We start from the raw sequence: 12,491 nt of genomic DNA, 5'->3' as shown, positions 1-12,491 counted from the left end.
ACGAGAACATGCAGATGCGCAAGGCCGTGCGAGCCCGGGTGTATAAGTTCGACGCCACCGGTGAGATCTCCGCCGGCCCGGATTCCCTGGCAGGGGAGGAGCCGCTGGAGATCCAGCTGGGCGGTGAGCCGTACACCGTGACCATGCGCACCGCCGGGCACGACGTGGAACTCATCGCCGGCTATCTGCTCTCCGAGGCGGTCGTGACCTCGATGGACGATATCGAAGAGGTCAACTTCTCCGCCGGACTCGCCCCCGACGGCAGCCGGAACTACAACGTGGCCCAGGTGCGCCTGGCTCCTGGGATCTGGAATCCCGAGACGGCGCCTGCCCGCAACGTCTACACCTCATCCTCGTGTGGAATCTGTGGAACCGCGGCCGCCGATGCCGTGACGAAGACCTCCGCGTTCCCTCTCATCCCCGCTTCCTTTCATGTCGAGGACCAGGGGGAGTACGAATTCCCGCCGCTGATCACCGCCGCCCGGATCGGCGAACTGCCCGACCGACTGCGCGAGACGCAGGCGATCTTCGACAAGACCGGGGGAGTCCACGCCGCCGCACTCTTCGCCGTCGGCGAGGACCTGAAGAAAGAACCCGAGCTGCTCATCGGGCGTGAGGACGTCGGCCGCCACAACGCCGTGGACAAGGTCATCGGCTGGGCCATGGCCAATCGCGGCCTGCCGCTGCGGTCGACGGTGCTCCAGGTCTCGGCCAGGGCGTCGTTCGAACTCGTCCAGAAGTGCGCGATGGCCGGCATCCCGATGATGTCCGCGGTCAGCGCCCCCTCGGCGATGGCCGTCGACTACGGCAAGGACGTCGGCGTGAGCGTCATCGGCTTCAACCGCAAGGGCAGGTTCAACGCGTACTCGTATCCCGAACGCGTGGCCTGACCTCGCCGAAGCGATTGCCTGTAAGAAGGGCTTGTCCCGTCCCAGTTGGAGCTCTTTGCCAGTCGCGTTGACTCGGCACGCAAGGCTTCGTCGCCCGACTTAGAAATACTGTGTGCGATCAATGCTTCCGAAGAATTCTCGCTGCCCCATGCGAGTGTTCCAGATCCGAATTCCCTTAAGGCTGGGTCGAATCTCCTTGCTGCGCCTGTATTCGTCTTTAGCGAACCATGAAGCCGTCTCCACTCTGGCCTGTCCGTAGTGGAGTACTTCGTCGATAGCGTGAGAAAGATCCGTATCTTGAGTGCAGAGGATGACGAGGTCAATGTCATCTTCAAGGGAGCGCCTCACAAGACCCAATGCACACAGTACGTCTACGCCCTTTTCCTCACGCTTGGCAATGAGGAAATTTCCCTGTCCATCGGTGGCCCTGGTGCCATCATCCGCATATTTGTAGGTGTATTTAAGAGGGCGGTGAGTAACGTGAATCGATGGGTCCCGCTCCCACTGCGATTTATGGGCAAGGTTTCGACCATAGAAATCTGGGTCGTGTTTGGCGTTGGGAAGACCTCGATAGACGTCGACTTCTGTGAGAACAGCTTCTGACCGGTCCCTGATGATGGAGTTTCGCCGCTGTATGAGGTTCTTGGCGTACTGGCCTGGATGAATGAGCGATTCGTGAGGAGGTCGGTACCTGTCGAATAGGCCATGCGCGGTCAAGTGCAGATTTTGGTAGTCGATGACGATGGCGGTTCGCAGCTGCGACATTGCGGCTCCTGGATGTAAAAAAGCCTCGCCAGTCCCGGAGGACGGCGAGGAGCTATGTCGATGAGTATTGCACGAAGGTTTCAAAGTGTAAAGCGGTGGGAGAAATTGCCAACGACGGCGGCCGTTCATAACGATCCACCAAGTGCGCATCGTCGAGAGGCGTGGGGGATATCGATCTCTCGGTCTACTCGCCGAGGCGCCCCCGTCGTTCCAGTGCTAGATTCGCTGGCAGGGACATCAATGCCGATTCCGCCCGGGCCGACTTCGAAACTGCGGCCCCTTCCGCCCACCCCTTGACCATCGCGCAGGCGCGCACCGAATGGGACGTGCAGACGGCCTTCCTCGACTCCTGCTCATACGGTCCGCCGCCTCGGCGCGGGTGGGAGGCGATGCAGCGATCCCTCGACCAATAGCGGGTCGGCAGCGTGCCGTGGCCGCGGTGGGCGGAATCGGTCGACTCCAGCCGCGAACTCTTCGGCCGCCTCGTCGGTGTTCCCGCAGATCAGGTGGCCACCGGGGCGGCCGTGTCCCAGCTGCTCGCCCCGATCGCCACGGCACTTCCCGACGGCGCGGGGGTCCTCATCCCCGACATCGAATTCACCTCCGGCGTCTACCCATTCGCCGTCCACGCCGACCGCGGCGTGCGGGTGCGCACCGCGCCGCTTGACACCCTCGCCGAGGCGGTCGACGCGTCCACGACGCTCGTGTCCTTCTCCGCTGCGCAGTCCGCGACCGGCGAGGTCGCCGATCTTCCGGCGGTCACCCGTGCCGCCCGAGAGGTCGGGGCGCTCACCGTCCTCGACGGGACCCAAGCGGCCGGATGGCTGCCGATCAGCGCCGCCGACGTCGACTTCCTCGCCGTCGCCGCCTACAAATGGCTGTGCGCCCCTCGCGGGACGGCGTTCCTCACGATGCCGTCGCAGTTGGCAGCCGCACACGATGACCAAACGCACCGCGCTGAGTTCTTCGACCGACTCAAGCCTCTGGCGGCAGGCTGGTTCGCAGCCCGGGGGAGCGGCCAGCTACGGGATGCCGATGCATCTGGCCGACGGTGCCCGCGCCTTCGACATCTCACCGGCCCGGCACTCGTGGGTCGGCACGGCGCCCGCGCTCGAGCTGCTGCTCGACGTCGGCGTCGACCGGATCCACACTCACGATTTCGCTTTGGCCAAGCGTTTCAGAACCGGGCTCGGCCTAGAGGAGGCGAACTCCGCGATCGTCTCGATCGACCTCGACATCGCTAACCGGTTCTGGCCCGGTGCACCCGACCGACTCGACGAAGCCGGAGTGAGGTACTCGCAGGCCGGAGGGAACATGCGCTTCGGGTTCCACCTCTTCAACGACGAGGCCGATGTCGATGTGGCGCTCAACGCTGTGACAGATTACGCGCCTGCCTGACGGGGTGCCGTCCGAGGCCCGAGCGGTCACGATCGGCTGATGAGAACTCAGAGCGATTCGAGGATGCTTACGAGCCTGCCCGCAGTTGCCTCGAGCTCCCGTGCCTGTGCCAGTAGCTTCTTGTGTTCGCGCTGCAGGGTCGCCATCGTCACCGGCGCGAACCGCGGGCTGGGGAAGCAGTTCGCCACTCAACTGCTCGAGCGAGGTGCCGGAGAAGTGTATGCGGCCGCGCGCCGTCCAGAGCTGGTCGACCTGCCCGGGGCTGAGGTCATTCGCCTCGATGTCACCGACCAGCAGCAGGTCGACGACGCGGCTCACGCGGTCGGCCACGCAGACATCGTCATCAACAACGCAGGATTCTCCTCCTTCGCCCGCCTCATCGACGGAGAGATGAGCGACATCAGCCGGGAGATGGAGGTCAACTATTTCGGTACCCTGCGGATGATCAGAGCCTTCGCACCGACCATGCGAAACCGCGGCGGAGGGGCTTTTCTCAACGTCTCCTCCGTCATGGCCTGGCTGGGTTACGAGCACTCGAACTCCTATGGCGCGTCCAAGGCGGCGAACTGGGCGATGTCGAACGGACTGCGGGAGGAGCTGGCGGGGACGGGCATTCAGGTCACCTCCGTACTGCTCGGAAGCACCGACACCGACATGATGGCAGGGATCGACGTTCCCAAGAATCGCCCCGAAGAACTCGCTGCCACCGTTCTTGACTAGTTCGAAAGAGGGGTGAATGAGATCCTGGCTGACGACGCGGCGCAAGGGCTGAAATCCGGACTGTCCGACGATCGCGGAAGCTTCGCCGGCTGAAGCGGTCGCTCAGCCGTCTCCCGGCCGGTCGGTCTCCGAACCTTCGCGGACCACCCAGCTCTGATGGACGAGGTTGAAGCACGGCAGGTCGTCCCGCACCCCGACCTGTCCCGACGCTGAACCCCGACGTCTCCCGACGCTGAGCCCCGAACCCTCAGCAATTCGATAACACGGCCATAACGATCGTCCGGCGTCTCTCCGGCGGCGGGCAGCCATCCGGCCCCGCCGACCGACGCAGGGCGGCCATTGTGAAATATCTGCAACATTCAACAATTTCTTCATGTGGCGATCGGAGCGCGAACTCGAGGCTACTCTCACTCTCGGTGCCTTTTCCGTGCCGACGGAACGGGCGCGACCGACAGATACAGGCGCATGCCGACCGCAGCACGCGGCGATGCCGACGACAAGATGGAGTGACGATGACCTACACGCTGCAGGCCGTTGAGAACTCGGATGAGAAGGCCAACCTGGTCAGGCGCCTCCGGAACGGGGCGCTCATCATCATCTTCGCCTCCGTGCTGAGTGGACTGCTGGCCTGGAACGAACCGCACCCGGTGGCGGTGGCGCTCGCCGTCCTCGTCGGAGGCGCCGGCATCCTCGCCATCGACATCGCCTTGGCCTACCGGTCCTTGGTGCGCCGGTCGAAAGGCTGAGTCGGACCCGCGCCCGTTCTGCCCCCGTAGTGCCGTGCCACCGCGGTTGCATCGCCGCACCTGAGACACCCCACCACCCGCCGTCCGCCTCCGGCTAGCATGCTGAGTTGACGCATGCCGGCGACAGGAGATGAGCAATGGCCGACCACGGCCGGAACCCGGACCAGAAGACCCCGGGCATCGGTCTGCTCGCCGTCCTCCTCGGCGCCGTCGCCGCCGGGCCCATCATGCTCTACGGCCTCAGCGCCACGAGCGATTCGATCATCGCCGAGCTCGGCATCTCCGAAGCCCACTTCGGTCTGCTCGCCACCACCTGCTTCGGCGCCGCCGCGATCGGCAACGCCACCCTGGGCCGCCTCGCCGACCGGCATTCCGACCTCTCGCTCATGGCGTTCATCTTCGTCCTCGCCGCACTCGCCCTTCTGCTCGTGGCCGTGCCCGACGGATTCTGGCTGCTGCTGGTGGCCGCCGCCCTGTCCGGCATCGCCCAATCCTTTCCCAACGGAGTGACCAACCGGATCCTCCTCGAACGCGTCCCCGACACCAAACGCATCGGCTGGGTCGGCATCAAACAGTCCGGGGTTCAGGTCAGCCAGCTCGTCGCCAGCCTTGCCTTCCCCGTCCTCGCGCTCGGCATCGGCTGGCGCGGCGCCGCGCTCACCGTTGCGATCATCCCGCTCATCCTGCTCGCGCTGACCTGGTATTCCCTGCGCACCACCCCGCTGCTGACAGCTCCGAAAACCTCGACCGACACCACCCTTGAACCCGAAACCGACACCCCCGCCGAGGCGGCCGACCCCACCCCTGGCACCATCCCAACCGACACGACCGACACCCCCGCCGAGGCGGCCCACCGTGACCCCGAGCCGGGACCTGACCGTCCGGCCAGGCACCCCGGCATGGTGTGGGCCCTGGCGCTGTTCGGGCTCATCAACGGCATCGGTGTGCAGGCGACGAACGTGTACATACCGCTCTTCGCCGTCCGCGAGATGGGCTTCTCCCTCGTCCTCGGCGGCGCCACGGCCGCACTGGCCGGTGTCATCGGCGTCATCGCCCGAGTCACCTGGGCAAGGCGCATGGCCAAGGGCGCTTCGGGCCCCCGCCTGCTGCTGGTCCTGGCCTTCATCGCACTGGGCGGAGCGGTGCTGTTCCTCATCGCCGACGCGGCCGGGTGGGCTCTGCTCGTCTGGGTGGCCGTGGCCTTCCACGGCATCTCCGCGCTCGGCGTCTCGGTGGTGCTCATGGCCGCGCTCATGCGCGCGATTCCGGCATCGTCGATGGTCTCGGCCAGCGGCATGGTCACGGCCGGAATGTTCTTCGGCTTCGCCTTGGGCCCGCTGCTGATGGGACTCATCGTCGGCTCACCCGGCGGCTTCGTCCTCGGCTGGATCACCGTCGGCATCACCTACCTGCTGTGCGTCGTGCTCGCCTTCGTGCTCATCCGCGTGAGTGCGCAGAGAGCGTAGCCCTGGACGCACGGCTCGTTCCACGTGCGGATCGACGACGTTCCGAACTCGGAGCGCGAGAGCGCCAACGGCAGCCGATCTGTAGATAATGAGAGTCATTGTTAGTATCGCTGGTGTGACTCGACGGCATCGGGCCGAGGTGGGCTGCTTCTCGGCCCGGCCGGCCGGCGGGTGCGCAGCGTTGTCAGTGAAGTGCCCGATGAGGGGATGTCATGGATGCAGCGGAATTCTGGGCGGTCGGCGACTATTCGGTCGTCGGGGATCTGTGGTCGCAGCCCGGCGAGGATCTCGCGGATGCGCTCGAGCCTGCCGGGGCCGACGTCATCGACCTTGCCACCGGAACCGGTGTGACGGCGATCGCCATGGCAGACAGGGGCGCTCGATCCGTGACCGGCGTCGACATCACCGCGTCTCTGCTCGACGAGGCCAGGCGACGGGCGCTCGCCGCCGGTCACGACCTCACCTTCGTGCGGTCCGATATAAGTTCCACGCCGCTTCCGACCGCCTCGGCGGACATCGTCAGTTCGACGGTCGGACTCGTCTTCGCCGATGATCCTCAGGTCGCCTTGGCAGAAGCGCGACGATTGACTCGCCCCGGAGGTGTGGTCGCACTCACCAGCTGGGCGGGCGGCGGTTTCTTTGACAGGATCCGCAAGGCCCTCGCCCCGTACTTCCCCGAGGCGGGAACGCCGTGGCATGAGGAACCGGAGACCATCCGGGGAGTGGTCGGTGCCGATGCCGAAGTCGAGGAGCGGACGTTCACGATGGCAGTGCCGTCCCCCGAGGGCTTCGTCGACCTCACGCAGCGGCACAGTGCCCCGATCGTCGTCGGTGCCCGCGCTATCGGCTCACGATGGTCGGAGGCGCGAAGGGCTCTCATCGACGTGGCCGAGTCCGGCGGAGCGTGGGACGGTGAGATCTGGCGCATTCCGGTCGACTACCACCTCATCACGATCCGCGTCTGAGGGATCCGCATCCGCGTCTGAGGCTTCCGCGTGGAGGGCGCTGCCGACGGCGTCCGGGATGTGAAGAAACCCGCCGCCGACGGAAGTCGGAGGCGGGTTTCCGCACATCTCGCAGATGCTCGGAGTCGCTGTGGATCAGCGGCGGACGAACGGCATCACTTGTGCTCAGTGTTCGTCGTAGTGATCGCCGTGCACCGCATGGCGGCTGAGCGTCACGATTCGTCCGCAGTATACGTGTGCATGCGCATGCCTTCGCTGTTGAAGATGCTCAGCGCCTGGGCCGGGCGAGTGCCTGCCGCAGAGATGCTGTGGGGCAGGCGGGTGTCGAACTCCGCGGCTTCGCCGCGCGAAAGGACGAGGTCCTGATCGCCGAGGAGCAGCCGCAGCTTCCCCGAGAGTATGTAGAGCCATTCGAAGCCGTCGTGGACTCTGGGTTCCGGCGGTTCGGCGACCGGAGGGTAGGTGATCTTATAGGTGGCGACAAGGGACCCTTCGGGGGCGAGAGGGGTGATGATCATCCCGTTCCGGCGCACGGAATTCCGCCGCACTCGGGGGTCCGGGGCGGACGGGGTCACGAGCCCGTCGATGCTGACGCCGAGCTGACGCGTCAGGGGGACGAGGAGTTCGAGGCTGGCTTGACGCTTGCCCGACTCCAGCCTTGAAAGGGTGCTCGGGGACATTCCGGCGCGGGACGCCAGCGCCTCGAGGGTCCATCCGCGGCTTGACCGCAGCTCGCGCAGTCGCGGGCCGATGTGCTTGAGCTCCTCGTTCATTTCGTCCTCCCTACCTGCCCGGTCGGGCTGTGGTCTCCGTCCTGAGCCGCCTGAGACGGAGCCGGGCCGGTTTCGGCGTCAATTTTTGCTGATTGTGCATGAAAGTTTGCGCATCCGCAAGTGAGCGACTGGACTGGCGGCATGAATGAGAGAGTCAGAGATCAGGAATGGGATGTCGTCATCGCCGGAGGCGGTGTCGCCGGTCTCTCGGCGGCACTGACATTGGGCAGGGCTCGCAGGCGTGTGCTCGTGATCGATTCGGGCCGGCCTCGCAATCGGTTCGCCGACCATATGCACGGGATGCTCGGAGGCGATGGTGCCGAACCGACCGAGCTGCTGCGGCGCGGCCGGGAGGAGCTGGGGGCCTATGATGTGACGATCCGCGAGGGCACGGTCATCGACGTCGAGGACCGCGAGCGAAGCCTCGGAGTGACGATCTCGGGCGGCGAAACGTTGGAGACGCGGTCCCTCATCGCTGCCAGCGGCCTCAGTGACGAACTCCCGCCTGTGCCGGGGCTGCCCGAGCGGTGGGGGCGGGATGTCCTGCACTGCCCGTACTGCCACGGCTGGGAGGTTCGCGGACAGCGCCTCGCCGTGCTCGGAACCTCGCCGATGTCCCCGCACCAGGCCGAGCTGATCCGACAGTGGAGCGACGACCTGGTCTTCCTCACCGCCGGCTGCGGTCCGCTTGAGCCGGAGGTCGCCGCCCGCCTGCGATCGCGTGGTGTCAAGCTCGTCGACTCGCCCGTGGTCGAAGTCCTGGCCGTGGGCGATCGACTCACCGGAGTCCGGCTCGACGACGGCAGCACACACGAGCTCGACGCCGTCTTCACCGCCCCGTCCTGCCGTCCCCATGACGACTACCTCGAAGGGATGGAACTCGCACGCGATGAGACCCCGATGGGCAGCTTCATCTCCGTCGATCCTGCAGGACGGACGAGTCATCCGCGCATCTGGGCGATCGGCAACATCGTCAACCCTCCCGCGAACGTTCCCATCTCGATCGGTGCCGGATCGATGACGGCAGGCATGGTCAACATGGCGCTGGTGACCGAGGAATTCGATCGGGCAGTCGGCGCAGACGAAAGCGAGGAGGCCACAGCCGCTGAGGGGCCCGATGGGACCGCAGTCGCCGAGGAGGAATCGGCCCGACAGCACTGGGAGAGCCAGTATTCCGGAAGTGCCGCCCGTTGGTCGGGGCGGGTCAACTCGACCATGGCCGCGGTGGTCTCAAGGCTGCCGGGCGAGTCGGTGGGCGAGGCACTCGACCTCGGGTGCGGCGAAGGGGCCGACGCCGTCTGGCTGGCCGATCGCGGGTGGCGGGTGACCGCCGTCGACATCTCCGAGTCAGCCATTGAGCGGGGAGCCGGCGTATCGGATGCGATCGGGTGGATCACGGCGGATCTGTCGGACTGGGCGACCGAAGCGGAGTACGACCTCGTCACTGCCTCGTTCTTCCACTCCGAGGTCGAGCTGCCGCGGACCGAGATACTCCGACGTGCTGCCGGTCGGGTGCGTCCGGGCGGTCGCCTGGTCATCGTCTCCCATGTCTTCGAGGGCCCCGAGGACATCCCGGCTTGGTCGCTGCGGTATCACGGGGTGAGTGACCCGAATGATCCCGCGCTTGAAAAGGTGTTCTCTCTGCTGCTCAAGCCTGCCGAGGAACTCGCCGCCTTGGCGCTCGACGGAGTCGACTGGGAAGTCGAACGCCAAGAGATCTGCCCTCGTGAGGCCGTGGGGCCGGATGGGCAGGAGACTGCGACGGTCAAGGACGGACTGCTGGTTCTGCGGCGGCGAGAGAGCCGCTGAGCGCGTCCGCGGCCGAGTCCGCTGGTTCGGCGTCGCCGAGGCGAACCGATCAGCCGCGGACTCCTCGACGAGTAATCAATCCTCCTCCACAACGCGGTCGGTGGCCAGCAGGGTTCGATCGCCTGCCTTAACCGTGCCCAGGCCGTCGGGGGTGAACGCCCCCGGCACCGCGACCACACCCGAGCCGTCGGCCGGGTAGCCGCGGGCAAGACTGCCGGTCATGGCGTTGTGGACCCGCAGTGTGCCCTCCTCGCGCAGATAGATCAGTCCTCCGACCGCCGCCTCGAGTTCGACCGACTGCGGCACCGAGACCGGCAGTTCGTTCTTACCCGTGTCGTCGATGACCGTCAGCCCCTGCTTGCCGAGCGTGACGATGGCCCCGGTGTTCGCATCCTGGGCGGCCCCGCGGGCATCGTCATCGAGCAGGTCCCCGGTCTCACGGTCGAACACCGGTCCCGCGCCGTCGCCGGTGTCGAGGTGGACGACCCCGTCGCCGGTGCTCGCGCCCGCGGCGGGCGCGAGTTCATCGACGGTCCAGTCGTTGTCGGCCAGTGAATGCTCCCACACACTGGAACCGTCCTCGACGGCGATCAGCTTCCCGTCGGTAACGTCGAGGAACATTCCTCGATACTCGCCGAGGCGGCGCGCCGAATCCGTGTCCCCGTGGTTCGGCTCTGTGCTCGGTTCCGGCACCTCATCCCCGGTGGCCGGATCGAGGGCCACCGCCTCGGTGAGGTCTGCGTCGACAGGGGCGAAGACCGTGCCCGGTCCGCGCATGGGACCGGGCACGTCGACGGGTCCCCACTCCTGCTCGCCGGTTTCGAGGTCGTAGGCGCTCGCGGTGACGTCCTCGTCGCAGTCGGTCGACGAGTCGGAATCGGTGAGCACGGCCAGCGGAGTGCCGTCGGCATCGACGCTGACGGTGAATCCGGTGCATCCGCTCGGCCGTTTCGCCTGCCACAGTGTGGACCCGTGGACGTCGACGGCGGAGAAGTCGAGAGTCTCGTCGCCGGTGCTCGCAGAGAGGAAGACCTCACCGAGGTGCTTGGGCGGCAGATCCCACCCGGGCTCGACGAGCTCGAGAGGTTCGATGATCAGCGGCAGCTGCAGATCGGAGGCGTCGACAGCGTCGAGTTCGGTCGTGACCTGCTCCGGCGTCCGGTCGAAGTCCTCGGGGGCCTGGGAGCAGCCCGCGAGGGCGAAGACGCCGATGAGCGGTCCGGCGAGGGCGGAGAGGAGTCTGCGGGTGCGCATGGTTCAGTGCTTCGCCCTCGGTGCCTGCGACGGCTTCGCCGAGTCCTCCGCCGCGGCAGCGATTCGCCGGGCGCGGCGTCGCTCATGGCGGAACCACAGGACGATCGCGAGCACCGCCAGCACGCAGACGACGATGATGTCGGTCGTCGTCGACGACCACGAGCTCACCCATTCCTGCGCATGGGCCAAAGCGGTCGTGGGCACCAGCGACGGTGCCGAGACGAGGCCGTTGGTCATCCAGAACACGATGCCGACGGCGATCATCAGGACACCTGTGACCATCGACATGATCGGCAGCCTGCGACCGAGGAAAGAGACCGAACCTCCGCGCAGGACCGAACGGGTCCGGGTGCCCACGCGGGTCCACAGTGCCGCGATGATGAACAGCGGCACGACCATCCCGGCCCCGTAGACGGCGAGCATGATGCCGCCGAGGACGAAGCTGCCCTTCGTCGCGGCCAGGGTGAGCACCGCGCCGAGGATGGGCCCGGCGCAGACCCCGGCGATCCCGCTCGTGGCGCCGAGGAGGAAGGTCTTCGTCCACCCGGTCGCCTGCGCGGAGCGCTGCCGGGCGGCATCGGCTCCCGGCAGCATCTTGGCCGGGTCGAAGCCGAAGCCGAAGAACTGGACGATGCCGAGGACGATGAGGATCGCCGAGGCGACGAGGACGATCGCGCCGCGGTGGGAGGTGAACAGAGCCCCGAGCGTGCCGGCGCCCATGCCCAAGGGGATGAGCACGAGCAGCATGCCCACATAGAAGATGAGGCCGTGGAGGATCAGGCGCGAACCCGCCCCGACGGTGGAGCCGAAGAAGGCCGGCAACAGGAGCGCGGCACAGGGGCTGAGCAGAGCGAGGATTCCGCCGATGAAGGCGCTGATCAGGCTGATGTCCATCAGTTCTGTCCTTTCTTCGCCGCCTCGACGGCATAGACGAAGACGTCCGTGGGCTGGGCCCCGACGTACGGCTGCCCATCGAGGATGAACGTCGGGGTGGAGAACGCACCGAGGTCGGTGCCCATGGCGGCATTGTCCGCGACCGCCGCGGCGGTTTCTTCGGAGTTCATGTCCGCGGTGAATTGTTCGGTGTCGAGTCCGATCTGCTCGGCCACCGCGGTCAGGGCTTCGGGCGTGAGCTCGTCGGGGGAGCGGGGCTCGCCGCCGGCGAACAGGGCATTGTGGAATTCCCAGTGCTTGTCCTGCAGGGCCGCGGCATAGGCGGCCTTCGCCGCCTGTTCGGACGCGGAGCCGAACACATTGACCTCGCGCCATTCGATGCGCAGATCCCCGGAGTCGACGTAGTCGAGCATCTTCGGCAACGTGTCCTGCGACCAGGCGGCGCAGTAGGGGCACTGGTAGTCGGAGAAGACTACGAGCTTGACGGGCGCGTCGACGGGACCGTCGGACATCGGATCCGATTCTTCTCCGGAGTCGACGTCGCCGAGGTCGGACTGCTCGGGGTCGGCGACCTCGGTGACGATGACCTCGGATTCAGGGCCGGCACCACCGGCCGCGGGCGTCGACTCTTCCTCGCCGCTGCGGTCGATGACGAGGATCATGAGCACGAGTGCCACGGCGATGGCGCCCACCGTGGCGGGGATCCACCAGCGGTACTGCGGGCGCGGTGCCGCATGTTTGGCCATGCTCTCACTCCTAGTTTACTAAGATGCTTAGTAAACTATAGTTCATCGGTCTCGCGCGCCGAAAG

General features: G+C 66.4%; 12 protein-coding genes and 1 pseudogene. 8 read left to right on the top strand and 5 right to left on the bottom strand.

The window, feature by feature from the left end; genetic code table 11:
* Positions 1-8 precede the first annotated feature (8 nt).
* Positions 9-890: a formate dehydrogenase accessory sulfurtransferase FdhD gene (gene fdhD, locus CXR29_RS13900; protein WP_127364847.1), complete on the top strand. Its 882-nt coding sequence runs from the start codon at positions 9-11 to the stop codon at positions 888-890.
* Positions 891-989: 99 nt separating this feature from the next.
* Here fdhD and CXR29_RS13895 read toward each other — a convergent pair whose 3' ends face one another.
* Positions 990-1,655, bottom strand: coding sequence for a PIN domain-containing protein (locus tag CXR29_RS13895; protein ID WP_164742836.1), 666 nt, complete (start codon positions 1,653-1,655; stop codon positions 990-992).
* Between the two features lie 425 nt (positions 1,656-2,080).
* On the opposite strand from CXR29_RS13895, the pseudogene CXR29_RS18065 reads away from it, so the two are divergent.
* The 6 genes and pseudogenes from CXR29_RS18065 to CXR29_RS13870 all read left to right on the top strand — a co-directional run.
* A pseudogene (locus CXR29_RS18065) lies at positions 2,081-2,524 on the top strand (aminotransferase class V-fold PLP-dependent enzyme); the annotation flags it as partial.
* A gap of 70 nt (positions 2,525-2,594) precedes the next feature.
* Positions 2,595-3,053 (top strand): cysteine desulfurase, encoded by a 459-nt coding sequence (locus CXR29_RS17725; RefSeq protein WP_240812212.1) that lies wholly within the window; start codon positions 2,595-2,597, stop codon positions 3,051-3,053.
* A 39-nt stretch (positions 3,054-3,092) separates the two neighbouring features.
* The gene (locus tag CXR29_RS13885; RefSeq protein ID WP_205751079.1) at positions 3,093-3,773 is read left to right on the top strand and encodes an SDR family NAD(P)-dependent oxidoreductase; all 681 of its coding nucleotides are present in this window, start codon (positions 3,093-3,095) and stop codon (positions 3,771-3,773) included.
* 512 nt (positions 3,774-4,285) lie between these two features.
* Positions 4,286-4,519 carry a hypothetical protein gene (locus CXR29_RS13880; protein ID WP_101556044.1) on the top strand — a complete coding sequence of 78 codons (234 nt, stop codon included), beginning with the start codon at positions 4,286-4,288 and terminating at the stop codon, positions 4,517-4,519.
* A 137-nt stretch (positions 4,520-4,656) separates the two neighbouring features.
* Positions 4,657-5,985 (top strand): MFS transporter, encoded by a 1,329-nt coding sequence (locus tag CXR29_RS13875; protein WP_127364845.1) that lies wholly within the window; start codon positions 4,657-4,659, stop codon positions 5,983-5,985.
* A 212-nt stretch (positions 5,986-6,197) separates the two neighbouring features.
* On the top strand, positions 6,198-6,950 hold the full coding sequence (locus CXR29_RS13870; RefSeq protein ID WP_127364844.1) for a class I SAM-dependent methyltransferase: 753 nt from the start codon (positions 6,198-6,200) through the stop codon (positions 6,948-6,950).
* 212 nt (positions 6,951-7,162) lie between these two features.
* On the opposite strand, the gene CXR29_RS13865 is transcribed toward CXR29_RS13870, so the two are convergent.
* Positions 7,163-7,723, bottom strand: a complete 561-nt coding sequence (locus CXR29_RS13865; protein WP_101556042.1) for a helix-turn-helix domain-containing protein — start codon at positions 7,721-7,723, stop codon at positions 7,163-7,165.
* Between the two features lie 141 nt (positions 7,724-7,864).
* Here CXR29_RS13865 and CXR29_RS13860 point away from each other — a divergent pair, with 141 nt between their 5' ends.
* On the top strand, positions 7,865-9,532 hold the full coding sequence (locus CXR29_RS13860) for a bifunctional NAD(P)/FAD-dependent oxidoreductase/class I SAM-dependent methyltransferase (protein ID WP_127364843.1): 1,668 nt from the start codon (positions 7,865-7,867) through the stop codon (positions 9,530-9,532).
* A 75-nt stretch (positions 9,533-9,607) separates the two neighbouring features.
* Here CXR29_RS13860 and CXR29_RS13855 read toward each other — a convergent pair whose 3' ends face one another.
* From CXR29_RS13855 to CXR29_RS13845, 3 genes are read right to left on the bottom strand one after another with little or no spacing between them, the layout of a single operon-like run.
* Positions 9,608-10,786 carry a hypothetical protein gene (locus tag CXR29_RS13855; protein ID WP_127364842.1) on the bottom strand — a complete coding sequence of 393 codons (1,179 nt, stop codon included), beginning with the start codon at positions 10,784-10,786 and terminating at the stop codon, positions 9,608-9,610.
* 3 nt (positions 10,787-10,789) lie between these two features.
* Positions 10,790-11,680: a cytochrome c biogenesis CcdA family protein gene (locus CXR29_RS13850; protein WP_101556039.1), complete on the bottom strand. Its 891-nt coding sequence runs from the start codon at positions 11,678-11,680 to the stop codon at positions 10,790-10,792.
* Entirely contained in the window at positions 11,680-12,426 is a 747-nt protein-coding gene (locus CXR29_RS13845) for a DsbA family protein (protein ID WP_101556038.1), read from the bottom strand. The genes CXR29_RS13850 and CXR29_RS13845 overlap by 1 nt, the downstream gene beginning before the upstream one ends.
* Positions 12,427-12,491 lie beyond the last annotated feature (65 nt).

The sequence above is a fragment of the Brevibacterium linens genome (assembly GCF_003999335.1).
Lineage (GTDB): Bacteria > Actinomycetota > Actinomycetes > Actinomycetales > Brevibacteriaceae > Brevibacterium > Brevibacterium linens.
The sequence above is the reverse complement of the archived record's forward strand: the minus strand, read 5'-3'. Positions and strand labels throughout refer to the sequence as shown.

Coding starts and splice junctions, on each gene's coding strand:
- CXR29_RS13860 (WP_127364843.1), top strand. CDS start 7,865: ATGAATGAGAGAGTCAGAGATCAGGAATGGGATGTCGTCATCGCCGGA.
- CXR29_RS17725 (WP_240812212.1), top strand. CDS start 2,595: ATGACCAAACGCACCGCGCTGAGTTCTTCGACCGACTCAAGCCTCTGG.
- CXR29_RS13865 (WP_101556042.1), bottom strand. CDS start 7,723: ATGAACGAGGAGCTCAAGCACATCGGCCCGCGACTGCGCGAGCTGCGG.
- CXR29_RS13850 (WP_101556039.1), bottom strand. CDS start 11,680: ATGGACATCAGCCTGATCAGCGCCTTCATCGGCGGAATCCTCGCTCTG.
- CXR29_RS13855 (WP_127364842.1), bottom strand. CDS start 10,786: ATGCGCACCCGCAGACTCCTCTCCGCCCTCGCCGGACCGCTCATCGGC.
- CXR29_RS13880 (WP_101556044.1), top strand. CDS start 4,286: ATGACCTACACGCTGCAGGCCGTTGAGAACTCGGATGAGAAGGCCAAC.
- CXR29_RS13895 (WP_164742836.1), bottom strand. CDS start 1,655: ATGTCGCAGCTGCGAACCGCCATCGTCATCGACTACCAAAATCTGCAC.
- CXR29_RS13885 (WP_205751079.1), top strand. CDS start 3,093: ATGAGAACTCAGAGCGATTCGAGGATGCTTACGAGCCTGCCCGCAGTT.
- fdhD (WP_127364847.1), top strand. CDS start 9: ATGCAGATGCGCAAGGCCGTGCGAGCCCGGGTGTATAAGTTCGACGCC.
- CXR29_RS13875 (WP_127364845.1), top strand. CDS start 4,657: ATGGCCGACCACGGCCGGAACCCGGACCAGAAGACCCCGGGCATCGGT.
- CXR29_RS13845 (WP_101556038.1), bottom strand. CDS start 12,426: ATGGCCAAACATGCGGCACCGCGCCCGCAGTACCGCTGGTGGATCCCC.
- CXR29_RS13870 (WP_127364844.1), top strand. CDS start 6,198: ATGGATGCAGCGGAATTCTGGGCGGTCGGCGACTATTCGGTCGTCGGG.